This window comes from Exiguobacterium sp. SH31, assembly GCF_001816105.1.
GTDB classification, from domain to species: Bacteria; Bacillota; Bacilli; order Exiguobacteriales; family Exiguobacteriaceae; genus Exiguobacterium; species Exiguobacterium aurantiacum_A.
In genome coordinates, this window is sequence record NZ_LYTG01000056.1 from 12,470 (window position 1) to 38,303 (window position 25,834).

Here is a 25,834-nt window from a genome sequence, read left to right on the forward strand (position 1 = left end):
CTTATTTAAGAAGTTCTTCTACGCTTTTACCGCGTAGTTTAGCAACTTCCTCTGCTTTTTTAAGCTCTGTCAAGCCTTTGACCGTCGCACGGACGATGTTGATCGGTGTGTTTGATCCAAGCGATTTCGAAAGGATGTCACCTACACCTGCAAGTTCGAGCACTGCACGAACTGGACCACCGGCGATAACCCCAGTACCTTCAGAAGCAGGTTTCATGAATACGCGACCTGCTCCGTATACTCCTGTGATTTCGTGTGGAATTGTTGTACCAACCATTGGTACTTGAACCATGTTTTTCTTAGCGGCTTCAATAGCCTTGCGGATCGCTTCTGGCACCTCTTGTGCCTTACCTGTACCGAAACCGACGTGACCATTTTTGTCACCTACGACTACGAGAGCGGCGAAACGGAAGCGACGGCCACCTTTCACAACTTTCGCGACGCGGTTTACGGTAACAACGCGTTCTTCAAGTTGTTCCATGTTAACGTCTAACTGGCGCATCGAGTGTCCCCTCCTTTTTGTTAGAATTTAAGACCCGCTTCACGAGCTGCTTCTGCAACAGCTTTGACGCGGCCATGATAGAGGTATCCACCACGGTCGAACACAACAGTGTCGATACCTTTCTCGAGTGCACGTTCAGCTGCAAGTTTACCAACAGCTTTCGCTGCTTCAACGTTGCCGCCGTTTGTAAGATCGAGTGCTTTATCTTTCGAAGATGCTGACACAAGCGTTGTTTGTGACGCATCATCGATAAGTTGTACGTAGATGTTCTTGCTCGAACGGAATACGTTCAAACGTGGACGAGCTGCCGTCCCGATGATCGTACGACGTACACGAGCATGACGTTTCTTACGAACTGCATTTTTATCTGCTTTTGTGATCATTTATGCCACTCCTTTCCGTTCATTTCGTGACGAATTACTTACCAGTCTTACCTTCTTTACGGCGAATACGTTCATCAGAGTAACGAACACCTTTACCTTTGTAAGGTTCTGGAGCACGGTACGAGCGGATTTGAGCTGCAACGTGACCGACGCGCTCTTTGCTAATCCCTTTTACGATGATTTGCGTGTTTGAAGGAACTTCGATCTCGATACCTTCTTCAGCAACGTACTCGATTGGATGCGAGTAACCGAGGCTGAGGACGAGTTTGTTACCTTGCTTAGCAGCACGGTAACCAACCCCTGAGATCTCAAGTGTTTTCTGGAACCCGTTAGACACACCTTCCACCATGTTGGCGATGAGGGCACGTGTCGTACCGTGGATCGTACGGTTCTCTTTCGAGTCATCCGGACGAACAACAGTTAGTTCGTTTTCTTCAATTTTGACTTCCAAAGCTGGGTTAGCTGAAAGCGAAAGTTCACCTTTAGCACCTTTTACTGTGACAATGTTGCCTTCTGCAACCGTTACAGTAACGCCAGCTGGAATCGTAACTGGTTTTTTACCAATACGTGACATTGATTACACCTCCGTTCTTGTTAGAAAAGTGACTTACCAGATGTAGGCGAGCACTTCGCCGCCGACTTGTTGTTGGCGAGCTTCTTTATCAGTCATAAGACCTTTTGATGTCGAAAGAACTGCGATACCGAGTCCTCCGAGTACTTTTGGTACTTCATCTGCTTTTGCATATACACGAAGACCTGGTTTCGAAATACGTTTGAGACCAGTGATAACACGTTCGTTGCTTGCTCCATATTTAAGGAAAAGACGAAGTGTACCTTGTTTAGCGTCCTCGATATATTCAACATCGCGAATGAAACCTTCACGCTTGAGGATCTCTGCAACCTCACGTTTGATGTTAGAAGCTGGAAGCTCCAATTTTTCATGGCGAACCATGTTAGCGTTACGGATACGTGTAAGCATATCTGCAATAGGGTCTGTCATTACCATGCGATGTACCTCCTTTCACACTGTTAGTGGATTACCAACTTGCTTTTTTAACACCAGGGATTTGACCTTTGTATGCAAGATCACGGAACTTGATACGGCTGATCCCGAATTTACCCATGTAACCATGTGGACGACCTGTGATACGGCAACGGTTATGAAGACGTACAGGTGACGAGTTACGTGGCAATTTGCTGAGTCCGATGTAGTCGCCTTCAGCTTTTAATTGCGCGCGCTTCTCAGCGTACTGGGCAACGAGTTTCTCGCGTTTTTGTTCGCGATTCACCATTGACTTTTTAGCCATGTTGTCGACCTCCCTTTATTATTTTTGGAATGGCATTCCGAGAAGTGTGAGCAATTCACGAGCTTCTTCGTCTGTGTTCGCTGTTGTAACAACAACGATATCCATACCGCGTACTTTAGTTACTTTATCGTAATCGATTTCAGGGAAAATAAGTTGCTCTTTCACACCAAGCGTGTAGTTACCGCGTCCGTCGAATGCTTTCTTCGATACACCGCGGAAGTCACGTACACGTGGAAGTGAAACAGTTACTAATTTGTCGAGGAAATCGTACATGCGCTCGCCACGAAGTGTTACTTTCGCACCGATCGGCATGCCCTCACGAAGTTTGAAACCAGCGATTGATTTCTTAGCCTTCGTTACGAGTGGTTTTTGACCTGAAAGAATTGATAATTCTTCCACTGCCATGTCAAGAGCTTTCGAGTTCGAAACAGCGTCACCTACACCCATGTTGATGACGATTTTGTCGACTTGTGGCACTTGCATAACCGAGTCATAGTTGAATTTATCCATCATCGCTTTCACGATGTCGCTTTTATACTTCTCTTGCAAACGGTTCATAGTCGAATGGACCTCCTTTCGTCACGTTGTTCTTATTTATCGAGTACTTCGCCCGATTTCGCGACACGAACTTTTTTACCATCGACTACTTTGAAACCAACGCGAGTTGGTTTGCCCGTTTTAGGGTCGATTGGCATGACGTTCGAGACGTGAATTGGTGCTTCGATTTCAAGGATACCGCCTTGTGGATTCGCTTGTGATGGTTTAGCGTGTTTTTTCATCACGTTAACCCCTTCAACGACTACGCGGTTCTTGCTTGGCATAGCTTTGAGGATAACCCCTTGCTTGCCTTTATCTTTACCAGACATTACCTGGACTGTATCGCCTTTTTTAACATGCATCGTTTTGCGCACCTCCTTATAGGATTGAAATTGGAAATTAAAGTACTTCCGGTGCCAACGAAACGATCTTCATGAATTCTTTTTCACGAAGTTCACGTGCAACTGGCCCGAAGATCCGAGTGCCGCGTGGGCTCTTGTCATCTTTGATGATGACTGCTGCGTTCTCATCGAAACGGATGTACGAACCATCTTTACGACGAGCGCCGCGTTTTGTACGAACGACAACTGCTCTGACAACGTCACCTTTTTTAACAACGCCACCTGGTGTTGCTTGTTTTACCGTCGCGACGATGATGTCACCGATGTTTGCAGTCTTACGACCTGAACCACCGAGGACTTTAATTGTCAACAGTTCACGCGCGCCAGAGTTGTCTGCTACTTTCAAGCGAGATTCTTGTTGAATCATGCGAGTGTACCTCCCTCCGGATGTTTATAGATCCGAACTGTTATTAGATGATTACTGATTCTTCTACTACTGTTACGAGACGGAAACGTTTGTCTTTAGAAAGCGGACGTGTTTCCGCGATGCGGACTACATCGCCTACTTTAGCGACATTGTTCTCATCGTGCGCTTTAAATTTCTTCGTGTAGTTTACACGTTTTCCATAAAGCTTATGACGTACTTTTGTTTCAACTGCAACGACGATCGTTTTGTCCATTTTGTCAGACACGACGCGTCCAGTGAGTACTTTACGCTTATTGCGTTCCATGAGTGTTACCTCCTCTTCAATAATCCGATTAGATTAGCCGTTGTTGATGCCGAGTTCGCGTTCACGAAGAATCGTTTTAGCACGCGCAATCGACTTGCGTACTTCACGGATACGAGCAGGATTCTCAAGCTGACCTGTAGCTAATTGGAAACGAAGGTTAAAGAGTTCTTCTTTCCACTCGCCTACTTTACCGTTGAGCTCTTCATTTGTTGATTGACGGAGATCAGTTGCTTTCATTCGTATCACCACCATTTTCTTCACGTTTCACGAACTTACATTTTACTGGAAGTTTGTGCGCTGCAAGACGAAGTGCCTCACGTGCGACTTCCTCAGATACACCCGCGATTTCGAACATTACTTTACCAGGCTTAACTACAGCTACCCAGCCTTCTGGAGCACCTTTACCCGAACCCATTCGAACTTCGAGAGGCTTTTTAGTGTACGGCTTGTGTGGGAAGATCTTGATCCACACTTTACCGCCACGTTTCATATAACGTGTCATTGCGATACGTGCTGATTCGATTTGACGGTTTGTGATCCAGCTCGCTTCGAGCGATTGGAGACCGAATTCACCGAAATGTACTGTTGTGCCGCGTTTTGCATTTCCGCGCATTTTACCACGGTGTACACGACGATATTTCACGCGTTTAGGTAACAACATAGTGTGTTGCCTCCTTCCTGAAAGAGTGTTTATTATTTAGTGTTTTTTGTTGGAAGAACTTCTCCGTGGTAAAGCCATACTTTAATTCCGATTTTACCATAAGTTGTGTCAGCTTCAGCTGTTCCGTAGTCGATGTCGGCACGGATTGTATGAAGCGGAACTGATCCTTCTGAGTACTTCTCTGAACGAGCGATATCAGCGCCACCAAGACGACCAGAAACTTCTGTTTTGATCCCTTTGATGCCAGTGCGCATCGAACGTTGAATTGACTGTTTCATTGCACGACGGAATGACACACGGCCTTCCAATTGACGAGCGATGTTTTCAGCAACAAGCTTAGCGACTGCATCCGCGTTTTTCACTTCAACAACGTTGATGTGAACACGTTTGCCTTCAGCAAGCTTCGTGATATTTTTACGGAGTGACTCGATTTCCGAACCACCTTTACCGATGACCATACCTGGTTTCGCAGTGTGAAGCGAAATGTTTACGCGGTTTGCAGCGCGTTCGATTTCAACTTTAGCCACACTAGCATCCTTCATTTTGTTTTCGATGTATTCACGAATAACGTAGTCTTCATGAAGGAGATCTGCGTAGTCTTTCTCAGCGTACCAACGCGAATCCCAGTCTTTGATAACACCAACGCGAAAACCGTGCGGATTTACCTTTTGACCCACTACATATCCCTCCTTATTTCTCAGTTACCACGATGTGAATGTGGCTTGTGCGTTTGTTAATACGACTTGCGCGACCCATCGCACGTGGGCGGAAGCGTTTGAGTGTTGGACCTTCGTTGACGAAAATTTCAGATACAACAAGGTTCTCAATGTTCATATCGTAGTTGTGCTCTGCGTTAGCAATCGCTGATTTTAATACTTTTTCAACGATTGGCGACGCTGCCTTGTTCGTGTGAGCAAGGACAGAGAGCGCTTCGCCGACTTGTTTCCCGCGAATTAAGTCTACAACGAGACGTGCTTTGCGAGGAGCAAGACGGACCATATTAGCTGATGCTTTAGCTTGCATGGATTTGACCTCCCCTCAGATTACCGTTTCGTTTTCTTGTCTGATCCGTGACCTTTGTACGTGCGTGTTGGAGCGAATTCACCAAGTTTGTGACCGACCATGTCTTCTGTCACGAATACTGGTACGTGTTTACGACCATCGTGTACACCGAACGTGTGACCCATGAATTCTGGGAAGATTGTCGAGCGACGTGACCAAGTTTTGATGACTTGCTTCTCACCAGATTCGTTAAGTTTGTCAACTTTAGCGAGCAAATGGTGATCTGCGAATGGACCTTTTTTCAAGCTGCGACCCATGATAGAACCTCCCTTTGGAATGATTCGGGAACGGCTCTTTCGAACCGCCCAAGAATCATGTGATAATTATTTCTTACGACGACGAAGGATGTACATGTCGCTCGATTTGTTTTTCTTACGAGTTTTGTAACCAAGAGCTGGTTTACCCCAAGGAGTAAGTGGGCCCGAACGACCGATTGGCGCACGACCTTCACCACCACCGTGTGGGTGATCAACTGGGTTCATTACAGAACCACGTACTGTTGGGCGTTTGCCTAACCAACGTGAACGTCCTGCTTTACCGATGTTTACAAGTTCGTGTTCTTCGTTACCAACTGAACCGATTGTAGCGCGGCAAGTGCCGAGGAACAAGCGTGATTCACCTGATTGAAGACGAACGATGACGTACTTGCCGTCACGTCCTTGGATTTGTGCCGATGCACCAGCCGCACGAACAAGCTGACCGCCTTTACCAGGCTTAAGCTCGATGTTGTGGATAGTAGTACCGACAGGGATGTTTACGAGTGGAAGAGCGTTCCCCACTTTGATATCCGCTTCAGGACCAGACATGATTTCCATGCCCACTTTGATGCCCTTAGGAGCGAGGATGTAACGTTTCTCACCATCTGCATAGTTGATGAGGGCGATGTTAGCTGAACGGTTTGGATCGTATTCGATCGTAGCAACGCGTCCGATGATAGCATCTTTGTTACGTTTGAAATCGATGATACGGTATTTACGTTTGTGCCCGCCACCTTGGTGACGTACAGTCAAACGACCTTGGTTGTTACGACCGCCTTTTTTCGAAAGCTTTTCAGTTAACGATTTTTCAGGACGGTTCGTTGTGATCTCTGCAAAGTCGAGAGATGTCATGTTACGGCGACCGTTAGTGGTCGGCTTAAACTTTTTAATTGCCATCGAGGATTCCCTCCTTTTCTTCTAAGGTAGTAAATTAACCGAGGAAGTCGATTGTGTTGCCTTCAGCAAGAGTTACGATCGCTTTTTTACGACGCGATGTGTAACCAGAGTGACGACCGACACGTTTCGCTTTCGGTTTAATGTTCATTGTGTTTACCGAAGCAACTTTCACGTTGAAGATTGTTTCGATAGCGTGCTTCACTTGTGATTTAGTCGCTTTAACGTCGATCTCGAAAACGTATTTGTTAGCTTCCATGAGGCTAACTGAACGCTCAGTGATGATAGGACGTTTGATGATATCGTATGCTTGAGCCATTATGCAAGCACCTCCTCTACCTTCGCAACCGCATCTTTAGTGAAGATGACTTTGTCGTTAGCAACGAGGTCAAGAACGTTAACGCCTGCTGCCTCGATTACAGTCACTCCTGGGATGTTACGAGCTGCGAGAGCGATAGTCTCATTGTAGTCCGCTGTGACTACAAGAGCCTTACGTTCTACTGATAGGCCAAGAAGTACTGCGACCATATCTTTTGTTTTTGGTGCATCGAAAGCAAGGCCTTCGAGGACGATCATTTCGTTGTTTTGTACTTTTGACGACAAAGCCGAGAGAAGTGCAAGACGACGAACTTTTTTAGGAAGCTTGTAAGAGTATGAACGTGGAGTTGGACCGAAGACTGTTCCACCACCAACCCATTGTGGTGAGCGGATCGAACCTTGGCGCGCACGACCAGTTCCCTTTTGTTTCCATGGTTTACGGCCGCCACCGCGTACTTCCGAGCGACCTTTCGTATCGTGAGTACCTTGACGGCGTGATGCTTGTTGCATGACGATCGCGTCATAAAGTACTGATTCGTTTGGCTCGATACCGAAAATGGCTTCAGCCAATTCGATTTCGCCAACTTGTGAACCTGTTTGGTTTAGCAAAGCTACTTTAGGCATTCGTAATTCCTCCTTTCCGTGCAGTTAATTAGTTACCTTTGACAGCTGTCTTGATGATGACGTTCGATTTACGAGCGCCTGGGATTGCGCCTTTAACGAGTACAAGGCCGCGTTCCACGTCAACTTTGACAATCTCAAGGTTTTGAATCGTTTTACGCTCGCCACCCATTTGACCAGGAAGAAGCTTCCCTTTAAATACGCGGTTAGGAGCTACAGGACCCATTGAACCAGGACGACGGTGGTAACGCGAACCGTGGGACATTGGTCCACGTGATTGTCCGTGACGCTTAATCGCACCTTGGAATCCTTTACCTTTTGAAGTACCTGTTACGTCCACTAATTCACCTGCAGCGAAAATGTCCGCCTTGATCTCTTGACCGATTTCGTATCCTTCTACTGAAGTACGAATTTCTTTCATGAAGCGCTTAGGTGTCGCGCTTGCTTTCGCAGCGTGACCTTTTGCCGGTTTGTTTTGACGTGATTCTTTGATGTCTCCGAAACCGAGTTGAACTGCTTCGTAACCGTCTGTTTCAAGTGTTTTAACTTGAAGCACGACGTTTCCTTCGACAGCAACTACTGTTACCGGTACGACTTCGCCTGCTTCGTTGAAGATTTGAGTCATACCAAGTTTTGTTCCTAAGATTCCTTTAGCCATGAGATACACCTCCTGTTTAATAATTATTGTCTCTTCTGGCTAGTATCTACTATATGAAGAATTAAAGTTTGATTTCGATGTCAACACCTGATGGTAATTCGAGACGCATAAGCGCATCAACCGTTTTTGGTGTTGGGTTAACGATGTCGATCAAGCGTTTGTGTGTACGCATTTCGAACTGCTCACGAGCATCTTTATACTTGTGGACCGCACGAAGGATCGTGTAGATCGATTTGTCAGTTGGAAGCGGGATTGGGCCCGAGACCTTCGCACCTGAACGTTTCGCAGTTTCAACGATTTTCTCAGCTGATTGATCGAGAACGCGATGGTCGTATGCTTTTAAACGAATACGGATTTTTTCATTTGCCATGTAAGTTTCCCTCCTTTGTCGCCTACTTTTAAAAATAGACAGTTCTCAGCGGAAATTTCCACACCGGCCATGGCAAAGCTGCCTGGCGTGTCATAACCTCCCGCTTCATCGCAGCGTGCTTGTGTCAGCAGAGGTATCCGATCATTGCAAATCAACGATAGGACCCATTTTCTGCTGTAAAGTCTCTCACCACTCGCACAAACACTTAATCATTATATCGAATCTGCAAAACAAATGCAAGATTTGATTTTTTTCGATCGTGCCGGATGTCTGATGAGTTGTTCAACGTTCACTAATGTAACAAGATTCGAACCCTTTTGCAAGTTCTTTTCCTTCTTTTGTTGAACTATTTTTCAAAAGAAGGCCCATGCCAACTCTTCCTAGCGTTTCATACACTCTTTAAACTGCTCAGTCACGGCTTCGACGACCGATGCCGGAGCTCGTTTCAAACACGTTTGCACAATCGAGTTGTTGAACGGGTGCGTCATAAAGTATTCGTGCAGCTTGTCGACTCTCTCTTCCCGCCCCATCACTGAATAGAGGACGACCCACTCTTCAAGATGCATCCAACTCTCGTCCGGTTCAATGTAAGGATGCGTATAAATCCCGTCCGTGCAACGCATCCGAAAACTAGCAATCACGTCGATGTCCTGTCCTTCAAACGTATATTCGCCAAAGTACGTCGTCATATACTCGTCGTGCGGACCAGACTCTTCTTTTTTTCCGGCACGGCTGAGCACACGGTCAATCGTCTCGAACTGGTCAGGCTCAACGAACAAATCTAAGTCACGCGCCGTCTCGACGATCCCGTGATGCTTGAGTAAATTTGACCCACCAAAGCGGCAGGCAACGCCGTTCAACCGGCAAAGCGTCTCCACTTGCTTTTCCATCATCGATTCTCCTTCCTACAATCCTATCTCCTATCCTATCACTTCGTTTGAAAAAACAAAAAAGCAGCCCGCAAATGCGGACTGCTTAAGACATCGATTACTCGACGATTTCTGTTACCGAACCAGCACCTACAGTACGGCCACCCTCACGGATTGAGAAACGTGTTCCGTCTTCGATCGCGATTGTAGAAATCAATTCGATCGTCAACTCGATGTTGTCTCCTGGCATTACCATTTCAGTACCTTCTGGAAGGTGAACGATACCTGTTACGTCAGTTGTACGGAAGTAGAACTGCGGACGGTAGTTCGCGAAGAATGGCGTGTGACGGCCACCCTCTTCTTTAGAAAGAACGTAGATTGAAGCTTTGAATTTAGAGTGCGGAGTGATTGTACCTGGTTTAGCAAGTACTTGTCCACGCTCGATGTCTTCACGTGATACACCACGGAGAAGAGCACCGATGTTGTCGCCAGCTTCTGCATAGTCAAGAAGCTTACGGAACATCTCTACACCAGTACATACAGTTTTCTTAGTTTCTTCTGTAAGACCAACGATTTCAACTTCGTCGTTGACGCGGAGAATACCACGCTCAACACGACCAGTCGCTACAGTACCGCGACCAGTGATTGAGAATACGTCCTCAACTGGCATCATGAAGTCTTTGTCCGTGTCACGAACAGGCTCAGGGATGTACTCATCAACTGCGTTCATGAGTTCCATGATTTTTTCTTCCCATTGTGGTTCGCCGTTAAGCGCGCCAAGAGCTGAACCTTTGATTACAGGGAGGTCGTCGCCTGGGAAGTCATATTCAGAAAGAAGTTCACGGATTTCCATCTCAACGAGTTCGAGAAGCTCTTCGTCGTCAACCATGTCAACTTTGTTCATGAATACTACGATGAAAGGAACACCTACTTGACGTGAAAGAAGAATGTGCTCACGTGTTTGTGGCATTGGGCCATCTGTTGCCGAAACAACGAGGATCGCGCCGTCCATTTGTGCAGCACCAGTGATCATGTTTTTAACATAGTCAGCGTGACCTGGGCAGTCAACGTGTGCGTAGTGGCGTTTTTCAGTTTCGTACTCGATGTGAGCTGTTGCGATTGTGATACCGCGCTCGCGCTCTTCTGGAGCACCATCGATTGCGTCAAACTTTGTAGCTGTTTTCCCTTGTGCTTTTGAAAGTACAGCTGAAATCGCTGCAGTCAAAGTTGTTTTACCGTGGTCGACGTGGCCAATTGTACCAACGTTAACGTGCGGTTTAGAACGGTCGAATTTTTCTTTACCCATTCTAGATTCCTCCTCTATAGACAATTAATTTTTATTTAACTAGGAAGACGTAGGCTACTTTTAACATACGTCCTCCTTAGCTTACAACAATCATTTCAGCGTTACAACCGTTATTAGCCGTTCGCTTTTTTGATGATTTCTTCTGCAATTGACTTCGGTACTTCTTCATAGTGATCGAAGTGCATCGAGTACGTTCCACGTCCTTGCGTACGTGAACGGAGTGACGTTGCATATCCGAACATTTCTGAAAGTGGAACCATCGCTTTAACGACTTGTGCGTTACCGCGAGCTTCCATACCTTCTACGCGTCCACGGCGTGACGTGACGTCACCCATGATGTCTCCCAAGTATTCTTCTGGGATGACAACTTCAACACGCATCATTGGCTCAAGGATGACAGCTTTCGCTTGTTCCTTAAGTTGTTTGACCGCCATCGAAGCAGCAACTTTAAACGCCATCTCGTTCGAGTCGACATCGTGGTACGATCCGAAGACGAGGGCAGCTTTAACGTCAACTACTGGGTAACCAGCAAGGATACCGTTTTCGAGAGCTTCTTGGATACCGTTTTGAACAGCCGGTACGTATTCACGTGGAACAACACCACCGACGATCTTGTTCTCAAATTCGAATCCAGCACCTTCTACGTTCGGTTCGAATTCAACGACAACGTGACCGTACTGACCGCGTCCACCCGACTGACGTACGAATTTCGAATCGATCTTCGCAGCGCTACGGATTGTCTCACGGTAAGCAACTTGTGGTGCACCGACGTTTGCTTCGACTTTGAATTCGCGACGCATACGGTCAACGAGGATATCAAGGTGAAGCTCACCCATACCAGAGATGATCGTTTGACCAGTCTCTTGGTTTGTTTCAGTGCGGAAAGTTGGATCCTCTTCTGCGAGTTTCGCGAGGGCTTGACCCATCTTGTCTTGGTCTGCTTTCGATTTAGGCTCGATTGCGACCGAGATAACCGGTTCTGGGAATGTCATTGACTCGAGAACGACGTTGTCTTTCTCTGAGCAAAGCGTGTCACCAGTCGTTGTATCTTTGAGACCAACAGCAGCGGCGATGTCACCAGCAAATACCATTGGAATTTCTTCACGGCTGTTTGCATGCATTTGAAGGATACGACCGAGACGCTCGCGCTTCCCTTTAGTCGAGTTCTTCACATACGAACCAGCTTGTGCTGTACCAGAGTACACACGGAAGAATGTCAATTTACCGACGTAAGGGTCAGTCATGACTTTGAACGCAAGTGCCGAGAACGGCGCTTCGTCAGAAGGTTCACGCGTGATTTCTTCTTCTGTATCGAGGTTGATCCCTTTGATTGACTCGACATCAACTGGTGATGGGAGGTAATCAACAACAGCGTCCAACATTAATTGAACACCTTTGTTTTTGAAGGCCGAACCGACAAGTACAGGGTAGAATTCAACGCTAAGTGTTGCTTGACGAATACCAGCTTTGAGTTCTTCGATTGAGATCTCTTCGCCTTCGAGGTATTTCATCATCAAATCTTCGTTGTAATCTGCAACGCCTTCGATCAAGCGACCGCGAAGTTCTTCAGCTTGGTCAGCCATATCAGCTGGGAAGCCTTCTGTTACTTCGATGTCAGTACCGAGGTCGTTCGAGTACATGTATGTCTTTCTTTCGACGAGGTCGATGATTCCTTTGAATTCATCTTCTGCGCCGATTGGAAGTTGGATTGGGTGTGCGTTAGCATGTAAACGCTCGTGAAGTGTTTTCACCGAGTACAAGAAGTCCGCACCGATCTTATCCATCTTGTTGACGAATACGACACGTGGAACACCGTATGTTGTCGCTTGACGCCATACAGTTTCTGTTTGTGGTTCAACACCTGACTGAGCGTCAAGTACAGCAACTGCGCCATCAAGTACACGGAGTGAACGTTCAACTTCAACTGTGAAGTCTACGTGTCCAGGTGTATCGATGATGTTTACACGGTGGCCATTCCACTGTGCAGTCGTCGCTGCAGAAGTGATCGTGATTCCACGCTCTTGCTCCTGCTCCATCCAGTCCATTTGTGAAGCTCCTTCATGAGTTTCACCAATCTTGTGGATACGACCTGTGTAATAAAGAATACGTTCAGTTGTAGTCGTTTTACCGGCATCGATGTGAGCCATGATCCCGATGTTACGAGTATTCTTTAGGGAGAATTCTCTTGCCATACTGGGTATTCTCCTTCCGCATGTGTTTTTCGTGTGCTGGCACACGATATGATTATACCCGAAAGCCACTCCATTAAGCCACCGCTTGGTGACGTGGAGTGGTCTTTACGTTTAACTTACCAACGATAGTGAGCAAACGCTTTGTTCGCTTCTGCCATCTTATGCATGTCTTCACGTTTCTTAACTGAAGCACCAGTGTTATTGGCTGCATCCATGATTTCATTCGCGATACGTTGCTCCATCGTCTTCTCGTTGCGGAGACGAGCGTAGTTCACGAGGTAACGAAGACCAAGTGTCGTACGGCGTTCTGGACGAACTTCAACAGGAACTTGGTAGTTTGCTCCACCTACACGGCGAGCTTTAACTTCAAGTACAGGCATGATGTTTGTCATTGCTTCTTCGAACACTTCCATAGGCTCTTTGCCTGAGCGTTCAGCGATGAGGCCAAATGCGTTGTAAATGATAGTTTGAGCTGTACCTTTTTTACCGTCTAACATGACACGGTTAATGAGGCGAGTTACCAATTTCGAGTTGTAGATCGGATCTGCGATAACGTCACGACGTTCTGCACGGTTTTTACGCATCCGAGTACCCTCCTTTCAAAATTTCAGTAGTTTAGTTTGCGAGAATTACTTCTTCGCAGCTTTCGGACGTTTCGTACCGTATTTAGAACGGCCTTGCATACGTCCGTCCACACCTGCAGTGTCAAGTGCACCACGAACGATGTGGTAACGTACTCCTGGTAAGTCTTTTACACGTCCTCCGCGGATAAGAACAACGCTGTGCTCTTGAAGGTTGTGGCCAATACCTGGAATGTACGCAGTCACTTCGATTTGGTTAGTCAAACGAACACGGGCATACTTACGTAAAGCCGAGTTCGGTTTCTTCGGAGTCATTGTACCAACACGTGTACAAACACCACGTTTTTGTGGTGAGCTCACGTTTGTTTGTGACTTGATGAAACTGTTGTAACCTTTGTTAAGTGCTGGAGAGTCAGATTTAACGACTTTCGATTTACGTCCTTTACGGACTAACTGGTTGATAGTAGGCATCTTTGAAGATCCTCCCTTCCTGAATTATGCTATTTTCTAGACCCACCGACCCGGGTGGTTCATTTAAGGTCATAACGAAACGCTTTTACGAGGCGTAGGCATTCCATGACCTCGCAAAAACGTGAGTTATACCTTGAAAGTGGCAATAATAGCAGCCAAACCTTTCCGTAGAAAGATCGGTTAACGTCCAAGTAGCTTGCCGACTGCTGGACACCATTGTCATCGACAACAACCGATTGGCGGCACTAAATCATAGTAGCACCGCCAAAGAGTGCTGTCAAGACGTTTTTACTCGACGTTCGCGTCTTCGAGGACGGCTTTCGACGCATCTTCTTTAAGTTTAACGTCACGGTATACCGGCATCCCTGTACCAGCTGGCACGAGTTTACCGATGATGACGTTCTCTTTGAGTCCGAGAAGATAGTCGCGCTTACCTTTGATGGCAGCGTCTGTCAACACGCGAGTCGTTTCTTGGAACGAAGCGGCCGAGAGGAACGAATCTGTCTCAAGCGACGCTTTCGTGATTCCGAGAAGGACCGGTTTCGCCGTTGCGGGGCTCTTACCTTCGCGAAGTACGTCTTTACACGCTTCTTTGAAGACGCCGATGTCGACGAGTGAACCAGGGAGAAGTGGCGTGTCACCTGACTCGATGACTTTGACGCGACGAAGCATTTGGCGAACCATGACTTCGACGTGTTTGTCGCCGATTTCTACCCCTTGCATCCGGTATACTTTTTGAACTTCTTGAAGAAGATAGTTTTGGACACCAGACACACCACGGACGGTGAGCAATTCTTTCGGATCGATCGAACCTTCCGTGAAGACTTCCCCGGCATCTACCGTGTCGCCGATCTGAACGCGTAAACGCGCTCCGAATGGAATCGTGTACGTACGAGTCTCACTGAGTCCTTCGACCGTGAGTTCCCGCTTGTCACGCGACTCGGTAAAGTCGATGACCGTACCAGGAATTTCCGAGATGACCGCTTGCCCTTTCGGGTTACGAGCCTCGAATACCTCTTGGATACGTGGAAGACCTTGCGTGATATCATCTCCGGCTACCCCACCTGTGTGGAAGGTACGCATTGTAAGCTGCGTTCCTGGCTCACCGATTGATTGCGCGGCGATGATTCCGACGGCTTCGCCAACTTCAACGTTCGAGCCGGTCGCCAAGTTACGGCCGTAGCATTTCTTACATACGCCGTGTGACGTGTTACATGTGAAGGCTGTACGGATTTCAACTCGTTCGATACCAGCGTCGACGATGTCGCGGGCGATATCTTCTGTGATCAATTGGTTCTTCTCAATCATGACTTCACCCGTTTCCGGATGTGCCACTGTCTCGAACGCTGTACGGCCGACGAGTCGGTCATACAAGTTTTCGATTTCTTCCGTGCCTTCGCGGAGAGCGGCAACGCGGATTCCGCGGTCCGTTCCACAATCTTCTTCACGGATGATGACATCTTGGGCAACGTCTACAAGACGACGCGTCAAGTAACCTGAGTCAGCCGTTTTAAGGGCTGTATCGGCAAGACCTTTACGCGCACCGTGCGTCGAGATGAAGTATTCTTGAACCGTCAGTCCCTCACGGAACGACGATTTGATTGGAAGTTCGATGATGCGGCCAGATGGAGCGGCCATCAAACCACGCATCCCTGCGAGCTGCGTGAAGTTGGACGCGTTACCACGGGCACCTGAGTCAGACATCATGAAGATCGGGTTCAAGCGGTTGAGGGATTTCATCAATCGCGATTGAATCTCGTCCTTCGCTTCGTTCCAAGAGCGTACAACGCGCTCGTAACGCTCATCTTCAGTGATGAGACCACGACGGAACGACTTCATGATTTGGTCAACTTGAGTTTGCGCTTCATCAAGGATTTCTTGTTTGTCCGGAAGAACGATGATATCGGCGATTCCGACCGTCACACCCGCTTTAGTCGAGTGTTTGAAGCCGAGATCTTTCATCCGGTCAAGCATGCGGCTCGTTTCAGTCGTTTCAAACTTCTGGAACACTTCCGCGATGACTTTACCAAGGAATCCTTTTTTGAACGGTTCGATGAGTGGACGTGCGGCAATTTCTTCCGCGACGTTGGCACCTTTTTCGATGAAGTACTTATCAGGCGTTGCTTCCTGCAAGTTTTCCATCGTCGGTTCGTTCAAGTATGGGAACGTGTTCGGCAAGATCTCGTTAAAGATCATCTTACCGACTGTCGTGATTAACATTTTCTCATTTTGCTCCGCTGTGAACGTCGGGTTGTTGAGCGTACGTGCTGGAAGGGCGACACGTGTATGCAAGTGGACGTATCCATTTTGATACGCGATGAGCGCTTCGTTGACGTTCGACAAAATTTTCCCTTGTCCGATGGCATCGTCGCGTTCAAGCGAGATGTAGTAGTTACCGAGGACCATATCCTGCGATGGTGTAACAACTGGTTTACCATCTTTCGGGTTCAAGATGTTCTGTGCAGCGAGCATGAGGAGACGAGCTTCTGCTTGCGCTTCGGCTGAAAGTGGTACGTGGACCGCCATTTGGTCACCATCAAAGTCGGCGTTGTAAGCCGTACATACGAGTGGGTGTAGACGAATCGCACGGCCCTCGACGAGAATCGGTTCGAAAGCTTGAATCCCTAGACGGTGAAGTGTAGGGGCACGGTTCAAGAGAACCGGATGCTCACGAATGACTTCTTCGAGGACGCCCCAGATTTCTGGTTGCATCTTCTCAATTTTGCGTTTGGCGTTCTTGATGTTCGACGCGATCCCGCGACCGACAAGTTCTTTCATCACGAACGGTTTGAAGAGTTCAAGGGCCATCTCTTTCGGGAGACCACATTGGAACATCTTCAAGTTTGGTCCAACGACGATAACCGAACGTCCTGAGTAGTCGACCCGTTTACCAAGAAGGTTTTGACGGAAACGACCTTGTTTCCCTTTCAACATATGTGAAAGCGACTTAAGTGGACGGTTACCTGGACCTGTTACCGGACGACCACGACGACCGTTGTCGATGAGGGCGTCAACCGCTTCTTGAAGCATACGCTTCTCGTTTTGCACGATGATGTTCGGCGCGCCGAGATCGAGCAAACGTTTGAGACGGTTGTTACGGTTGATGACTCGACGATATAGATCGTTCAAGTCAGAAGTCGCAAAGCGCCCACCATCGAGCTGCACCATCGGGCGAAGCTCAGGTGGAATGACAGGAAGTACTTCGAGGATCATCCAATCTGGATCATTCCCCGACGTGAAGAACGCATCGAGCACCTCAAGACGCTTGATCGCACGTGTACGACGTTGGCCTTGAACTGTCTTCAATTCTTCGCGGAGTTCTCCGACTTCCTTCTCGAGTTGTACGTCTTGAAGGAGTGTCCGGATCGCTTCCGCACCCATGTCTGCTTTAAAGTCACTACCGTACTTCTCACGGTAGAGACGGAATTCTTTTTCCGAGAGAAGTTGTTTCTTCTCGAGCGGAGTGTCACCTGGTTCTGTCACGACGTACGACGCGAAGTAGATTACTTCTTCGAGCGCACGCGGTGACATATCGAGAACAAGCCCCATTCGACTTGGAATCCCTTTGAAGTACCAGATGTGCGAAACCGGAGCCGCGAGCTCGATGTGGCCCATACGTTCGCGACGCACTTTCGCTTTCGTCACTTCAACGCCACAGCGGTCACAAATGACTCCTTTATAACGGATTCGTTTGTATTTCCCGCAGTAACATTCCCAGTCTTTCGTAGGACCGAAGATTCGTTCACAGAACAGTCCGTCCTTCTCTGGTTTGAGTGTACGATAGTTGATTGTTTCCGGCTTTTTGACTTCCCCGTAAGACCACGAACGGATCTTTTCGGGTGAAGCCAAGCCGATTTTCATATATTCAAATCGATTAACATCTACCAAGGGGCCGACCTCCCTTTTCGCCTTATTCCTCTTCCGTAACAGTCGGTTGAACGACTTGTTCTAACGCCGATGTTGCGTTCGGGATGTTGTCGTCATCTTCATCTTTCATTTCAACTTCTTCGTCGTCCACAGACATCATCTTGACTTCCATACCGAGCGCTTGAAGCTCTTTGATCAAGACGCGGAACGATTCAGGAACGCCCGCTTTCGGAACGCTCTCGCCTTTCACGATTGCTTCGTATGCTTTCACACGACCAACCGTGTCATCCGACTTGATTGTAAGGATTTCTTGGAGCGTGTAGGCTGCGCCGTACGCTTCAAGTGCCCAAACTTCCATCTCACCGAAGCGCTGTCCACCGAACTGTGCTTTACCACCGAGCGGTTGTTGCGTAACGAGCGAGTATGGTCCTGTCGAACGAGCGTGAAGTTTATCATCAACCATGTGCGCAAGTTTGATCATATACATGACACCGACCGAGACGCGGTTATCGAACGGTTCACCAGTACGACCGTCATAGAGACGAGTCTTGGCATCTTTGTCCATTCCAGCTTCTTCAATCGTTGCCCATACGTCTTCTTCACGTGCGCCATCGAATACAGGTGTCGCCACTTTGATGCCGAGCTTTTTAGCCGCCATTCCAAGGTGGAGTTCAAGTACCTGACCGATGTTCATCCGCGATGGTACACCGAGTGGGTTAAGCATGATGTCAATCGGTGTGCCGTCTGGCATGTATGGCATGTCTTCTTCAGGGAGGATCCGCGAGATAACACCTTTGTTACCGTGACGTCCCGCCATCTTATCCCCTTCGTGAATCTTACGTTTTTGAACGATGTAGACACGAACCATTTGGTTCACACCTGGTGAAAGTTCGTCGCCGTTCTCACGGTCGAACACCTTAACGTCCAAGATGATGCCGTCGCCGCCGTTTGGTACACGGAGTGACGTATCACGGACTTCACGGGCTTTCTCACCGAAGATCGCATGCAAGAGACGCTCTTCCGCCGTCAGTTCAGTTACACCTTTAGGCGTGACTTTCCCGACGAGGATATCGCCATCTTTCACTTCCGCACCAATGCGGATGATCCCACGATCGTCCAAGTTGCGAAGCGCGTCATCACCGACGTTCGGAATATCACGTGTGATTTCCTCAGGTCCGAGTTTCGTGTCTCGTGACTCTGACTCATACTCCTCGATGTGAATCGAAGTGTAGACGTCATCTTTCACGAGGCGCTCACTCATGATGATCGCATCCTCATAGTTGTAACCGTCCCAAGTCATGAAGGCGACAACGACGTTACGACCGAGCGCGAGCTCACCCATATCCATCGATGGACCGTCAGCAAGGATTTCTCCTTTTTCGACTTGGTCACCAGCAGCGATGATCGGCTTTTGGTTATAGCACGTTCCTTGGTTCGAACGAACGTACTTTTGAAGTTTGTAGCGGTCAAGGTCACCTGAAACCGTTGTTCCATTCACGTCAGACGTGCGGCGGACCAAGATTTCACGCGCTGTGACACGCTCGACGACACCTGGGTATTTCGCGATAATCGCGGCCCCAGAGTCTTTCGCTGACACGTACTCCATACCAGTACCGATAATCGGCGAGTCCGGTTGAAGGAGTGGTACAGCTTGACGTTGCATGTTCGCTCCCATGAGGGCACGGTTCGAGTCATCGTTCTCAAGGAACGGGATACATGCTGTTGCCGCAGAAACAACCTGTTTCGGCGAAACGTCCATGTAGTCGACTCGACTTGGCTCAACTGACAAGTTTTGTCCGCGGAAGCGGCAAAGGACTTGCTCGTTTGCAAAGTAACTGTCTTCAGTGAGCGGCATGTTTGCCTGGGCGACGACGTAGAGATCTTCTTCATCCGCCGTCATATATTGAATCTCGCTCGTGACGAGACCTGTTTCTGGGTCGACTCGGCGGTACGGTGTCTCAATGAAACCGTACTCGTTTACTTTCGCAAAAGATGAAAGCGAGTTGATGAGACCGATGTTCGGTCCTTCAGGTGTTTCGATTGGACACATCCGACCGTAGTGCGAATAGTGAACATCTCGAACTTCGAAGCCGGCACGCTCACGTGTCAAACCACCCGGTCCGAGTGCAGAGAGACGACGCTTATGCGTGAGCTCTGCGAGCGGGTTTGTTTGGTCCATGAACTGTGACAACTGCGAGCTACCGAAGAACTCTTTCAGCGATGCGATTACCGGGCGGATGTTAATCAGCGCCTGTGGTGTGATCGCATTTTGATCTTGAATCGACATCCGTTCTTTTACGACACGTTCCATACGAGAAAGACCGATACGGAATTGGTTTTGGAGAAGTTCTCCGACTGAACGAAGACGACGGTTTCCTAAGTGGTCGATGTCATCTGTTGTTCCGACTTCGTGAAGTAAGTTGAAGAAGTAGTTGATCGATGCAATGATATCAGCTGGTGTGACGTGCTTGATGCTACGGTCGATGTTGCCATTACCGATAATGTTCAAGACACGCTCTCCATCCGGGTCATCTGGTGAGATGACTTTAATCGATTGGAGACCAAACGGCTCACCTTCAGCAACGCCGCCAGTTGGCTCAGCGTCCATGTAACCGAGACCGTTTTCCAAATGCGGAAGGACGCGGTCTAAGTTGCGACGGTCGAGGATTGTTCCAGCTTCGGCGATCACTTCGCCTGTCTCTGGGTCAACGAGCGTCTCGGCCAATTTCTGACCGAAGAGACGGTTTTTAAGATGAAGTTTTTTGTTCATCTTATAACGACCAACGTTTGCGAGGTCGTAGCGTTTCGGGTCGAAGAAACGTGAGACGAGAAGTGATTTCGCGTTTTCAACCGTTGGTGGTTCACCAGGGCGGAGACGCTCGTAAATCTCAATCAACGCTTTCTCTGTCGACTCGGTATTATCTTTTTCAAGGGTGTTCCGAAGATATTCATCATCCCCGAGAAGGTCGATAATTTCTTGGTCCGTACCAAATCCGAGAGCACGCAACAACACCGTTACCGGGATCTTACGGGTACGGTCGATACGAACATAAACGATATCCTTAGCATCTGTCTCAAGTTCGAGCCATGCTCCACGGTTCGGGATGACTGTTGCACCGAAACCACGTTTACCGTTTTTATCGAGTTTAGAATTGTAATAGACGCTCGGCGAACGAACAAGCTGGGAAACGATGACGCGTTCTGCGCCGTTAATAATAAACGTTCCCGACTCTGTCATAATCGGGAAATCACCCATGAATACTTCTTGTTCTTTAAGCTCACCTGTCTCTTTGTTTTGCAGACGTACTTTCACGCGCAATGGCGCAGAATAAGTGACGTCGCGCTCCTTCGAGTCATCAATCGAATATTTCGGCTCGCTAAGCGAGTAATCGATGAACTCAAGCACGAGGTTTCCAGTGAAGTCGGAGATTGGCGAAATGTCGGTAAACATCTCTTTCAATCCTTCACGTAAGAACCACTCATAAGAAGCAGTTTGAATTTCAATCAAATTCGGAAGCTCTAATACCTCACTGATACGGGCAAAGCTTCTTCTCTGACGGTGACGACCGTACTGAACAAGTTGACCAGTCAACTGATTCACCTCTCAGACCCCCAATTCTCTATCGAATTTTTCGGGCGTAATAATCGAACATTGTCATTGAATGTCGCCCTTTTTCCGCGTCTAAAAAGCGGCAAACGCGGCAATTCAAGGCGAATTCCATTCCAATGGCATTTTATAATGTTAGCATATACGTTATAGCGAGTCAACAAGACTCAACCGTTTGTCAAGAGCGAATTGCCCGGAAAATAAAATAGCCTTTGTCTTTGGCAACCGTCTCGACCTGACCGAACACATCTTCAAGCAGCTTCTTAGCAGAAGGCGCTCCTTGTTTCTTTTGAATGACGACGTAGAGTGCCCCGCCCATGAAGAGATGCGCGTACGCATCTCTTAAAATCGTGTGAACCACTTGCTTCCCGGCCCGAATCGGCGGATTGGTCACGATAGCGGCAAATTGCTCGCCTCCGACTCCATCATATGCGTGGCTAAGCCGTGTTTCGATCGTCACCCCGTTTTGGGCGGCGTTTTGCTCTGACAAGGCAAGCGCTCGTTCGTTCACGTCGACGAGAAGCGCTTCACGCCCAGAGGCGTCGGCAAGCGAGATCCCCATCGGACCGTAGCCGCAGCCTACATCTAAAATGCGACCTTCAACTTCCGGCACTTCAAATGACTCGATTAAGAGACGTGACCCAAAATCGACCGATCCTTTCGAGAACACGCCGCGGTCCGAGGTGAAGCGATACATCTTCCCTCGCAACTCATACGTCCACGTCTCAGGGGCACTTTTCGAACTCGGATCGTTCGTATAGTAATGATCTCCCATGCATTGAACCTCCTAACCCACTCTTCAAGGAAATAAAAGAAGCTCGCCATAGCGAGCTTCTATACGTTGTGAAGTAAAAGTTAGATTACTTAACTTCGACAGATGCGCCAGCTTCTTCAAGCTTAGCTTTAACTGCGTCTGCATCTTCTTTAGAAACGCCTTCTTTGACTGGAGCCGGAGTTCCGTCAACGAGTGCTTTTGCTTCTTTAAGACCGAGGCCAGTAAGTTCACGTACTGCTTTGATTACGTTGATCTTACCAGAACCTGCGCTTGTGAGGATTACGTCGAATTCAGTTTGCTCTTCAGCTACTGCTGCGCCTGCACCTGCTGCTGCTACTGGAGCTGCTGCTGATACGCCGAATTCTTCTTCGATTGTTTTTACGAGTTCGTTAAGTTCGAGAACCGTCATTGATTTGAGGTCTTCGATGAATTGCTCTTTGTTGAAAGCCATTATGGTTTTCCTCCTTTGATGTTGTAAAAAGTTTTTTTACGCTACGCGACAAAGATTAAGCAGACTGCTCTTCTTTTTGTTCTGCGATTGCGTTTGTTGCGATTGCGAGCCCGCGGATCGGAGCTTGAAGGACGCTGAGAAGCATCGAGAGAAGACCATCGCGTGATGGAAGTTCTGCAAGGGCTTTAACTTCTTCGAGTGAAGTTACTTTGCCTTCGATGATTCCGCCTTTAAGTTCGAGCGCTTTGTGCTCTTTTGAGAAGTCGTTCAAGATCTTCGCTGGAGCAATAACGTCTTCTTTCGAGAACGCGATTGCAGTAGGACCTGTGAAGACTTCATCGAGACCGTCATAACCAGACTGAGTCGCCGCGCGACGAAGGAGACCGTTTTTGTATACTTTGAACTCGATTCCAGCGTCACGAAGTGTTTTACGGAGTGTAGTCACTTCTTCAACTGTAAGTCCACGGTAGTCAACAACGATTGTTCCAACGCTTGCTTGCATTTTCTCAGCGATTTCATCAACGAGTACCGATTTCTGAGCTACGATTTTTTCGCTTGCCATGTTTGTGCACCTCCTAGTCAATTCTTATACCGGACGAGAGGCTGCTCTCCAAAAAGAAATCCCTCGTATGAAGACATACGAGGGCGTAATTGTTTGAAAGTAAACCTGTGACAACAGGCTCAAGTTCGAGCAAAGACACCTCGGAAGGGTTTACGGACCGATGTCCACCTTCTGTCTGCGGTAATCCAACATATTCGGTTGAACGTGTTTTACTTTAACAGCGGCATCACACGTTGTCAACAGTTTATTTCAAGTGAATTACTTGATGAAATCGGCAGTCGCGACACGGATACCAGGACCCATTGTCGAAGAAAGCGCGATGTTTTTGAGGTAAGTTCCTTTTGCAGTAGCAGGCTTAACTTTCATAAGTGTCTCGAGGATAGTCTCGATGTTCTCAGAGAGTTTTGTTGCTTCAAATGACTTCTTACCAACTGGTACGTGGATGTTACCGGCTTTATCAACGCGGTACTCAACTTTACCAGCTTTGATGTCCGCGATTGCTTTCGCAACGTCGAACGTGACTGTGCCTGTTTTCGGGTTAGGCATGAGGCCTTTTGGTCCGAGAACGCGACCGAGTTTACCAACTTCACCCATCATGTCAGGTGTCGCAACGATAACATCGAAGTCGAACCATCCTTGTTGGATTTTAGTGATGTACTCAGCATCGCCGACGAAGTCAGCGCCAGCCGCTTCAGCTTCTTTAACTTTTTCGCCTTTTGCAAAGACGAGAACTTTTTGTGTTTTACCAGTACCGTGTGGAAGTACAACGGCACCGCGGATTTGTTGGTCCGCTTTCTTCGGATCTACGCCGAGACGGACAGCAATTTCGATTGTTTCATCGAACTTAGCTGTTGCAGTTTTTTGAACGAGTTCAACCGCTTCTGCGAGGTCGTAAGACTTCGTGCGATCAACAAGCTTAGCTGCTTCTTGGTGTTTTTTACCCATGATTCTTTTCCTCCTTGTGGTTAGCGGAATTTCCTCCCACATAATGAAGGGATTGAAGGTGAGCAAAATATGCACCGACAATCCCAGAGACTAATAAATTAGTCTTCGATTACAATACCCATACTGCGCGCAGTACCTTCAACCATAAGCATCGCTGTTTCTACAGACGCTGCGTTAAGGTCAGGCATTTTAAGTTCAGCGATTTCGCGAACTTTATCACGCTTAACCGTTGCTACTTTCTTACGGTTCGGTTCTCCTGAACCGCTCTCGATACCAGCAGCTTTTTTCAAAAGAACTGCAGCTGGTGGAGTTTTCGTAATGAATGTAAACGAACGATCTTCGTATACCGTAATGACTACAGGAATAATCAATCCGGCTTGGTCTTGTGTACGAGCGTTGAACTCTTTACAGAATCCCATGATGTTAACACCTGCTTGACCAAGTGCTGGACCAACTGGTGGTGCTGGGTTAGCTTTACCAGCAGGGATTTGAAGTTTAACGAGTTTAGTAACTTTTTTCGCCACGAGACACACCTCCTTAAGTCTAAAATGTGGTTTCTTGGACGTTGTGCGCCCTCCCACTCAATCTATTAGGTCGAGTTTGTACTGAAATATAGCACAACATCAAACATTTCCGATTGTACCATCCGTTTCCGAGAATGGCAAGTGGGTTTTAGTTAATTTTCTGAACTTGTTCGAAATCAAGCTCAATTTTTGTTTCGCGGCCGAACATGTCGACGACGACTTTGAGCTTCTCTTTGTCAGTTTCGATCTCATCAATCGTACCTTCAAAGTTCTCGAACGCGCCTTCTTTGACACGAACGAGATCGCCAAGCTCATAGTTATAACGGTCTTTCTTCTCAATCAGACCCATCTGCGAAAGGACGTTCGTCACTTCGTCAGGCTGGAGTGCGATCGGCTTCGCGCCGCCCCCGGTTGATCCTAGGAAGCCCGTTACGTTTGGCGTGTTACGAACAACATACCATGAATCGTCTGTCATAATCATCTCGACGAAGACATATCCAGGGAAGTTTTTTACTTCACGCTCTTTAATTTTCTTTTCGCCACTCTTCAACGTGACTTCTTCTTGCGTTGTTTCGGTCGGAACGAGGACGCGGAAAATTTTATCTTCCATGTTCATCGAACCGATTCGACGTTCTAGGTTTTCTTTGACGTTGTTCTCAAAGCCAGAGTACGTCTGGACAACAAACCATTGTTTCTCCACGGCTTTCACCTCTTTCCTTAGTTAATCAATAGGTTGACGAGATAACTGACACCAGTATCTACGCCGAACACGAACAGGCCGATCACGACGACCGTCGCGATGACTGTGATGGTATATTTTGTGAGCTCTTTACGAGTCGGCCAACTCGTCTTCTTTAACTCTTTCCATACATCGCGCAAAAAGTTCATGGTAGCTTCCTCCTACGTTGAATGCCAATCTACGTTACTTTGATTCTCGATGTGTTGTATGCGCATTGCAACGACGGCAGAACTTGTTCAGCTCGAGCCGCGTCTGCACATCATCTTTCTTGGTCGTCGAGTAAACTCTTGACCCGCAATCCGC

34 protein-coding genes and 1 other annotated feature are annotated in these 25,834 nt (G+C 47.8%); all 34 genes read right to left on the reverse strand.

Annotation, left to right across the window (positions count from 1 at the left end):
- Window position 1: 1 nt before the first annotated feature.
- Entirely contained in the window at window positions 2-502 is a 501-nt protein-coding gene (gene rpsE / locus A6395_RS08265; protein WP_016508948.1) for a 30S ribosomal protein S5, read from the reverse strand.
- A 20-nt stretch (window positions 503-522) separates the two neighbouring features.
- Window positions 523-885, reverse strand: coding sequence for a 50S ribosomal protein L18 (gene rplR, locus A6395_RS08270; RefSeq protein ID WP_071398656.1), 363 nt, complete (start codon window positions 883-885; stop codon window positions 523-525).
- A gap of 34 nt (window positions 886-919) precedes the next feature.
- On the reverse strand, window positions 920-1,459 hold the full coding sequence (rplF, locus tag A6395_RS08275) for a 50S ribosomal protein L6 (RefSeq protein WP_016508938.1): 540 nt from the start codon (window positions 1,457-1,459) through the stop codon (window positions 920-922).
- Window positions 1,460-1,492: 33 nt separating this feature from the next.
- Window positions 1,493-1,891 (reverse strand): 30S ribosomal protein S8, encoded by a 399-nt coding sequence (gene rpsH, locus A6395_RS08280; protein WP_021066614.1) that lies wholly within the window; start codon window positions 1,889-1,891, stop codon window positions 1,493-1,495.
- Window positions 1,892-1,922: 31 nt separating this feature from the next.
- Entirely contained in the window at window positions 1,923-2,192 is a 270-nt protein-coding gene (gene rpsN, locus A6395_RS08285) for a 30S ribosomal protein S14 (RefSeq protein WP_021066613.1), read from the reverse strand.
- An 18-nt stretch (window positions 2,193-2,210) separates the two neighbouring features.
- Entirely contained in the window at window positions 2,211-2,750 is a 540-nt protein-coding gene (gene rplE, locus A6395_RS08290; RefSeq protein WP_016508927.1) for a 50S ribosomal protein L5, read from the reverse strand.
- A 32-nt stretch (window positions 2,751-2,782) separates the two neighbouring features.
- On the reverse strand, window positions 2,783-3,091 hold the full coding sequence (gene rplX / locus A6395_RS08295) for a 50S ribosomal protein L24 (RefSeq protein ID WP_071398657.1): 309 nt from the start codon (window positions 3,089-3,091) through the stop codon (window positions 2,783-2,785).
- Between the two features lie 37 nt (window positions 3,092-3,128).
- On the reverse strand, window positions 3,129-3,497 hold the full coding sequence (gene rplN, locus A6395_RS08300) for a 50S ribosomal protein L14 (RefSeq protein WP_012727667.1): 369 nt from the start codon (window positions 3,495-3,497) through the stop codon (window positions 3,129-3,131).
- Between the two features lie 43 nt (window positions 3,498-3,540).
- Complete coding sequence (gene rpsQ / locus A6395_RS08305) at window positions 3,541-3,801, reverse strand: 30S ribosomal protein S17 (protein ID WP_016508930.1); 261 nt, start codon at window positions 3,799-3,801, stop codon at window positions 3,541-3,543.
- A gap of 33 nt (window positions 3,802-3,834) precedes the next feature.
- Window positions 3,835-4,038, reverse strand: a complete 204-nt coding sequence (gene rpmC / locus A6395_RS08310; protein ID WP_016508900.1) for a 50S ribosomal protein L29 — start codon at window positions 4,036-4,038, stop codon at window positions 3,835-3,837.
- Window positions 4,025-4,462, reverse strand: a complete 438-nt coding sequence (gene rplP / locus A6395_RS08315; protein WP_016508922.1) for a 50S ribosomal protein L16 — start codon at window positions 4,460-4,462, stop codon at window positions 4,025-4,027. Before rplP ends, rpmC begins: the two co-directional genes overlap by 14 nt.
- 32 nt (window positions 4,463-4,494) lie before the next feature.
- Window positions 4,495-5,139, reverse strand: coding sequence for a 30S ribosomal protein S3 (rpsC, locus tag A6395_RS08320; protein ID WP_035386108.1), 645 nt, complete (start codon window positions 5,137-5,139; stop codon window positions 4,495-4,497).
- 13 nt (window positions 5,140-5,152) lie between these two features.
- Entirely contained in the window at window positions 5,153-5,485 is a 333-nt protein-coding gene (gene rplV / locus A6395_RS08325; RefSeq protein WP_021066609.1) for a 50S ribosomal protein L22, read from the reverse strand.
- A gap of 20 nt (window positions 5,486-5,505) precedes the next feature.
- Window positions 5,506-5,781 carry a 30S ribosomal protein S19 gene (rpsS, locus tag A6395_RS08330; RefSeq protein WP_012727673.1) on the reverse strand — a complete coding sequence of 92 codons (276 nt, stop codon included), beginning with the start codon at window positions 5,779-5,781 and terminating at the stop codon, window positions 5,506-5,508.
- 66 nt (window positions 5,782-5,847) lie between these two features.
- Window positions 5,848-6,678 (reverse strand): 50S ribosomal protein L2, encoded by an 831-nt coding sequence (gene rplB, locus A6395_RS08335; protein ID WP_070329243.1) that lies wholly within the window; start codon window positions 6,676-6,678, stop codon window positions 5,848-5,850.
- A 34-nt stretch (window positions 6,679-6,712) separates the two neighbouring features.
- The gene (rplW, locus tag A6395_RS08340) at window positions 6,713-6,994 is read right to left on the reverse strand and encodes a 50S ribosomal protein L23 (RefSeq protein WP_071398658.1); all 282 of its coding nucleotides are present in this window, start codon (window positions 6,992-6,994) and stop codon (window positions 6,713-6,715) included.
- Window positions 6,994-7,617: a 50S ribosomal protein L4 gene (gene rplD, locus A6395_RS08345; RefSeq protein WP_016508943.1), complete on the reverse strand. Its 624-nt coding sequence runs from the start codon at window positions 7,615-7,617 to the stop codon at window positions 6,994-6,996. Before rplD ends, rplW begins: the two co-directional genes overlap by 1 nt.
- A 28-nt stretch (window positions 7,618-7,645) precedes the next feature.
- The gene (rplC, locus tag A6395_RS08350; RefSeq protein WP_016508913.1) at window positions 7,646-8,272 is read right to left on the reverse strand and encodes a 50S ribosomal protein L3; all 627 of its coding nucleotides are present in this window, start codon (window positions 8,270-8,272) and stop codon (window positions 7,646-7,648) included.
- Window positions 8,273-8,333: 61 nt separating this feature from the next.
- On the reverse strand, window positions 8,334-8,642 hold the full coding sequence (gene rpsJ / locus A6395_RS08355; protein ID WP_016508894.1) for a 30S ribosomal protein S10: 309 nt from the start codon (window positions 8,640-8,642) through the stop codon (window positions 8,334-8,336).
- Window positions 8,643-9,022: 380 nt separating this feature from the next.
- Window positions 9,023-9,532: a hypothetical protein gene (locus A6395_RS08360; protein WP_071398659.1), complete on the reverse strand. Its 510-nt coding sequence runs from the start codon at window positions 9,530-9,532 to the stop codon at window positions 9,023-9,025.
- A gap of 97 nt (window positions 9,533-9,629) precedes the next feature.
- On the reverse strand, window positions 9,630-10,817 hold the full coding sequence (tuf, locus tag A6395_RS08365) for an elongation factor Tu (protein WP_070329246.1): 1,188 nt from the start codon (window positions 10,815-10,817) through the stop codon (window positions 9,630-9,632).
- Between the two features lie 113 nt (window positions 10,818-10,930).
- The gene (gene fusA / locus A6395_RS08370) at window positions 10,931-13,009 is read right to left on the reverse strand and encodes an elongation factor G (protein ID WP_071398660.1); all 2,079 of its coding nucleotides are present in this window, start codon (window positions 13,007-13,009) and stop codon (window positions 10,931-10,933) included.
- A gap of 116 nt (window positions 13,010-13,125) precedes the next feature.
- Window positions 13,126-13,593 (reverse strand): 30S ribosomal protein S7, encoded by a 468-nt coding sequence (gene rpsG / locus A6395_RS08375; RefSeq protein ID WP_071398661.1) that lies wholly within the window; start codon window positions 13,591-13,593, stop codon window positions 13,126-13,128.
- A gap of 45 nt (window positions 13,594-13,638) precedes the next feature.
- Window positions 13,639-14,061 (reverse strand): 30S ribosomal protein S12, encoded by a 423-nt coding sequence (rpsL, locus tag A6395_RS08380; protein ID WP_012727683.1) that lies wholly within the window; start codon window positions 14,059-14,061, stop codon window positions 13,639-13,641.
- Window positions 14,062-14,349: 288 nt separating this feature from the next.
- Window positions 14,350-17,949 (reverse strand): DNA-directed RNA polymerase subunit beta', encoded by a 3,600-nt coding sequence (rpoC, locus tag A6395_RS08385; protein ID WP_071398662.1) that lies wholly within the window; start codon window positions 17,947-17,949, stop codon window positions 14,350-14,352.
- 22 nt (window positions 17,950-17,971) lie between these two features.
- Window positions 17,972-21,520 (reverse strand): DNA-directed RNA polymerase subunit beta, encoded by a 3,549-nt coding sequence (gene rpoB, locus A6395_RS08390; RefSeq protein WP_070329266.1) that lies wholly within the window; start codon window positions 21,518-21,520, stop codon window positions 17,972-17,974.
- Between the two features lie 193 nt (window positions 21,521-21,713).
- Window positions 21,714-22,310, reverse strand: a complete 597-nt coding sequence (locus A6395_RS08395; RefSeq protein ID WP_071398663.1) for a class I SAM-dependent methyltransferase — start codon at window positions 22,308-22,310, stop codon at window positions 21,714-21,716.
- A gap of 85 nt (window positions 22,311-22,395) precedes the next feature.
- A complete protein-coding gene (gene rplL, locus A6395_RS08400; RefSeq protein WP_070329250.1) occupies window positions 22,396-22,761 on the reverse strand; it encodes a 50S ribosomal protein L7/L12 in 366 nt (121 codons plus the stop codon).
- A gap of 55 nt (window positions 22,762-22,816) precedes the next feature.
- Window positions 22,817-23,323: a 50S ribosomal protein L10 gene (gene rplJ, locus A6395_RS08405; protein ID WP_070329251.1), complete on the reverse strand. Its 507-nt coding sequence runs from the start codon at window positions 23,321-23,323 to the stop codon at window positions 22,817-22,819.
- 45 nt (window positions 23,324-23,368) lie between these two features.
- Window positions 23,369-23,522: a sequence feature (ribosomal protein L10 leader region), on the reverse strand.
- A 59-nt stretch (window positions 23,523-23,581) separates the two neighbouring features.
- On the reverse strand, window positions 23,582-24,268 hold the full coding sequence (rplA, locus tag A6395_RS08410) for a 50S ribosomal protein L1 (protein ID WP_083274148.1): 687 nt from the start codon (window positions 24,266-24,268) through the stop codon (window positions 23,582-23,584).
- 98 nt (window positions 24,269-24,366) lie between these two features.
- Window positions 24,367-24,792 carry a 50S ribosomal protein L11 gene (gene rplK / locus A6395_RS08415; protein WP_070329252.1) on the reverse strand — a complete coding sequence of 142 codons (426 nt, stop codon included), beginning with the start codon at window positions 24,790-24,792 and terminating at the stop codon, window positions 24,367-24,369.
- 148 nt (window positions 24,793-24,940) lie between these two features.
- Window positions 24,941-25,492: a transcription termination/antitermination protein NusG gene (nusG, locus tag A6395_RS08420; protein ID WP_071398664.1), complete on the reverse strand. Its 552-nt coding sequence runs from the start codon at window positions 25,490-25,492 to the stop codon at window positions 24,941-24,943.
- A 17-nt stretch (window positions 25,493-25,509) separates the two neighbouring features.
- Window positions 25,510-25,680 (reverse strand): preprotein translocase subunit SecE, encoded by a 171-nt coding sequence (secE, locus tag A6395_RS08425; RefSeq protein WP_012727692.1) that lies wholly within the window; start codon window positions 25,678-25,680, stop codon window positions 25,510-25,512.
- A gap of 34 nt (window positions 25,681-25,714) precedes the next feature.
- Window positions 25,715-25,834 (reverse strand): 50S ribosomal protein L33 (gene rpmG, locus A6395_RS15745; RefSeq protein ID WP_084813012.1); only part of this gene is annotated, 120 nt, incomplete at its 5' end.

What these genes read in the sequence shown, in the direction of transcription:
- rpsE (WP_016508948.1), bottom strand. Translation starts at nt 502, where the DNA reads ATGCGCCAGTTAGACGTTAACATGGAACAACTTGAAGAACGCGTTGTT.
- rplR (WP_071398656.1), bottom strand. Translation starts at nt 885, where the DNA reads ATGATCACAAAAGCAGATAAAAATGCAGTTCGTAAGAAACGTCATGCT.
- rplF (WP_016508938.1), bottom strand. Translation starts at nt 1,459, where the DNA reads ATGTCACGTATTGGTAAAAAACCAGTTACGATTCCAGCTGGCGTTACT.
- rpsH (WP_021066614.1), bottom strand. Translation starts at nt 1,891, where the DNA reads ATGGTAATGACAGACCCTATTGCAGATATGCTTACACGTATCCGTAAC.
- rpsN (WP_021066613.1), bottom strand. Translation starts at nt 2,192, where the DNA reads ATGGCTAAAAAGTCAATGGTGAATCGCGAACAAAAACGCGAGAAACTC.
- rplE (WP_016508927.1), bottom strand. Translation starts at nt 2,750, where the DNA reads ATGAACCGTTTGCAAGAGAAGTATAAAAGCGACATCGTGAAAGCGATG.
- rplX (WP_071398657.1), bottom strand. Translation starts at nt 3,091, where the DNA reads ATGCATGTTAAAAAAGGCGATACAGTCCAGGTAATGTCTGGTAAAGAT.
- rplN (WP_012727667.1), bottom strand. Translation starts at nt 3,497, where the DNA reads ATGATTCAACAAGAATCTCGCTTGAAAGTAGCAGACAACTCTGGCGCG.
- rpsQ (WP_016508930.1), bottom strand. Translation starts at nt 3,801, where the DNA reads ATGGAACGCAATAAGCGTAAAGTACTCACTGGACGCGTCGTGTCTGAC.
- rpmC (WP_016508900.1), bottom strand. Translation starts at nt 4,038, where the DNA reads ATGAAAGCAACTGATCTCCGTCAATCAACAAATGAAGAGCTCAACGGT.
- rplP (WP_016508922.1), bottom strand. Translation starts at nt 4,462, where the DNA reads ATGTTGTTACCTAAACGCGTGAAATATCGTCGTGTACACCGTGGTAAA.
- rplV (WP_021066609.1), bottom strand. Translation starts at nt 5,485, where the DNA reads ATGCAAGCTAAAGCATCAGCTAATATGGTCCGTCTTGCTCCTCGCAAA.
- rpsS (WP_012727673.1), bottom strand. Translation starts at nt 5,781, where the DNA reads ATGGGTCGCAGCTTGAAAAAAGGTCCATTCGCAGATCACCATTTGCTC.
- rplB (WP_070329243.1), bottom strand. Translation starts at nt 6,678, where the DNA reads ATGGCAATTAAAAAGTTTAAGCCGACCACTAACGGTCGCCGTAACATG.
- rplW (WP_071398658.1), bottom strand. Translation starts at nt 6,994, where the DNA reads ATGGCTCAAGCATACGATATCATCAAACGTCCTATCATCACTGAGCGT.
- rplD (WP_016508943.1), bottom strand. Translation starts at nt 7,617, where the DNA reads ATGCCTAAAGTAGCTTTGCTAAACCAAACAGGTTCACAAGTTGGCGAA.
- rplC (WP_016508913.1), bottom strand. Translation starts at nt 8,272, where the DNA reads ATGGCTAAAGGAATCTTAGGAACAAAACTTGGTATGACTCAAATCTTC.
- rpsJ (WP_016508894.1), bottom strand. Translation starts at nt 8,642, where the DNA reads ATGGCAAATGAAAAAATCCGTATTCGTTTAAAAGCATACGACCATCGC.
- A6395_RS08360 (WP_071398659.1), bottom strand. Translation starts at nt 9,532, where the DNA reads ATGGAAAAGCAAGTGGAGACGCTTTGCCGGTTGAACGGCGTTGCCTGC.
- tuf (WP_070329246.1), bottom strand. Translation starts at nt 10,817, where the DNA reads ATGGGTAAAGAAAAATTCGACCGTTCTAAACCGCACGTTAACGTTGGT.
- fusA (WP_071398660.1), bottom strand. Translation starts at nt 13,009, where the DNA reads ATGGCAAGAGAATTCTCCCTAAAGAATACTCGTAACATCGGGATCATG.
- rpsG (WP_071398661.1), bottom strand. Translation starts at nt 13,593, where the DNA reads ATGCGTAAAAACCGTGCAGAACGTCGTGACGTTATCGCAGATCCGATC.
- rpsL (WP_012727683.1), bottom strand. Translation starts at nt 14,061, where the DNA reads ATGCCTACTATCAACCAGTTAGTCCGTAAAGGACGTAAATCGAAAGTC.
- A6395_RS08395 (WP_071398663.1), bottom strand. Translation starts at nt 22,310, where the DNA reads ATGGGAGATCATTACTATACGAACGATCCGAGTTCGAAAAGTGCCCCT.
- rplL (WP_070329250.1), bottom strand. Translation starts at nt 22,761, where the DNA reads ATGGCTTTCAACAAAGAGCAATTCATCGAAGACCTCAAATCAATGACG.
- rplJ (WP_070329251.1), bottom strand. Translation starts at nt 23,323, where the DNA reads ATGGCAAGCGAAAAAATCGTAGCTCAGAAATCGGTACTCGTTGATGAA.
- rplA (WP_083274148.1), bottom strand. Translation starts at nt 24,268, where the DNA reads ATGGGTAAAAAACACCAAGAAGCAGCTAAGCTTGTTGATCGCACGAAG.
- secE (WP_012727692.1), bottom strand. Translation starts at nt 25,680, where the DNA reads ATGAACTTTTTGCGCGATGTATGGAAAGAGTTAAAGAAGACGAGTTGG.